The sequence below is a fragment of the Streptosporangium oxazolinicum genome, assembly GCF_039537505.1.
Classification (GTDB): Bacteria; Actinomycetota; Actinomycetes; order Streptosporangiales; family Streptosporangiaceae; genus Streptosporangium; species Streptosporangium oxazolinicum.
In genome coordinates, this window is the sequence record NZ_BAABAQ010000029.1 from 1 (window position 1) to 2,011 (window position 2,011).

Consider the following 2,011-nt stretch of genomic DNA (forward strand, 5'->3'; position numbering starts at 1 on the left):
TTGGGGGTGAATCCGAGGGTGGCGGTGGAGACCACGTTGCCGTGGGTGCGCCGGCCGGTGGCCGCGTCGATCGCGGCGTAGGTCAGTCGCCCGTCGGGCTGCACCCCGTACACCGAAACCTTGCCCGCGGGCGGCGGCGCTTCGTCGACGATCCTCTTGTACCGCACGGGGATGTAGTCGTTGACGATGCTCGACCACGACTCGTCCCCGCGCTGGCCGTGGGAGTTGGCCGCGGGCCCCTTCGCCCAGTCGTTCTCCCACCCGCCCGAGTCGGGATTCCCGGTCCCGTTGAGCGAGTAGGTCCACGCGCCCTGGGTCGGGTCATTCGCGTCCTTCCAGCGCGCGAAGAGCTCCATGTGCCCGTCGCGGAGGATCGCGTCCCCGGGAAGGAGGTTGCGCGCGCTGGGCAGGCGGGTGAGGTCGGAGTAGTTCAGGAAGTCAGAGGTGCTGTTCCCGCCCTTGCCGGCGTTCGCGGTGATGTGCCACGCCATGGACACCAGCCCCGAACAGTCGGGCCCGTACCGGTTGTCGCCTTCCACGTCGGTGACCAGCGTGTTGGAGCGCCGCGTGAGGTTGTACTTCACATTGCGGTCGACCCAGTTCTGCGCGCGGGCCAGCACCTCGGCGCGGGTGATCGTGCCGTTGGGCACGCTCTCCGCCTGCGCCGTCTGTACTGCCGGTAATGCCTGTGCTGCCTGTGCCTGCGTCGACCTGCCCGCGACGTCGACCGCGGTGAGACCGAACGTCGCCGCGCCGACCACGCAAACGGCGGCCAATGAGCGGCGGAGCGCGAATACGACCATGGGATTTCCTCCAGTTTCTGTTTCTGCTGATCGCCTGCCGCCATCAAGGTGCCACCGGCCGCTGTAATCCCGCTGCAACGCGCCTTCAAGCCGCGATCGGGGAAACCCGGCGCGACGCTCCGAGGCCGGTTCGCATGACCGGCTTCCGCTCCGGCATCTGGCCCGGTGGCACGGCGGAACGAATCGTTCACCGGCGAGGCAGGAGGGTCGCCGGACCCCGCGAAACGGCATCCCGGCGGCGTATCCGCCGGTCAGGGCCCGACGTACCGCCGCCCGCCCCGACCTGAGTGCCGTACGGCCGCGACGCGGCCCGGCCGGGCCCCCTGGCATGGCGTGCCCGGCCATGAACGGGGGGTTGGAGCGGATTTGAAGTTGGTTTGCAGCAGCCCTGTGAAGACTGCCGTTCATAGCCGCCGAGGCGAATACGACCGCCCGGCGCAGAACGAACCAGAACCCTTTTCACGCAGGACCGGCGGGATATCGCCGGTCTTCTGAAGGAGACCCATGTTCACATTCACTGCCGCACGGCTGGGCATCGCCGCCGTCGTTCTCGCCACCACCGGCGTGGTCACCACGGCGAGCCCGGCGATGGCCGCCCCCGCCCTGCAGTTACCGTTCCCGTGCGGCCAGCAGTGGCGGCTGGACACCTGGGCGCACGCCCCCGCGCTCGACATGGTGCGGGAGCCCGACCAGCACGGCACCGACGGTGCCACGCTCGTGGCCCCCGCCGCCGGGACGGTGAACCAGTCCTTCTCCCACAGCAACGCCGGCAACACGATCCAGATCGATCACGGCGGCGGCTACTACACCACCTACATCCACCTGCAGTCGCGTGCCGTCTCGGTCGGGACACGGGTGCAGGCGGGGACGGTGATAGGCAGGGTGGGCGCGACCGGGCCGACGTCGAACGGGCACCCGCACCTGCACTTCGAGCTGGGCTACGACTCGAACGGCGACGGGGAGGCGTCGTGGGGGTACGCCGGCTCCGAGCGCGTCAGGCCGACCTTCGACGGTGTCACCTACGGCGGTGCGAACGGCCAGACCTGGCGTAACGTCACCAGCCGCAACTGCCCCAACCCCACGGGCAAGGTTTCGGTGTACGGGGTGCAGCCCGACGGGCGACTGACCTACGCCGCGATCGACGCGGCCACCGGCCGGCGCACCCACGGCAACGTGGTCTCCACCGCCACCCTCGGATTCACCCCCAA

2 protein-coding genes are annotated in these 2,011 nt (G+C 69.8%); one reads left to right on the forward strand and one right to left on the reverse strand.

Translation table 11 applies throughout. The features are described 5' to 3' along the window. The coding region (locus ABD817_RS39335) for a hypothetical protein (RefSeq protein ID WP_344923563.1) at positions 1–803 on the reverse strand (803 nt) is incomplete at its 3' end. Between the two features lie 504 nt (positions 804–1,307). On the opposite strand from ABD817_RS39335, the gene ABD817_RS39340 reads away from it, so the two are divergent. Then, the coding region (locus ABD817_RS39340) for a M23 family metallopeptidase (protein WP_344923564.1) at positions 1,308–2,011 on the forward strand (704 nt) is incomplete at its 3' end.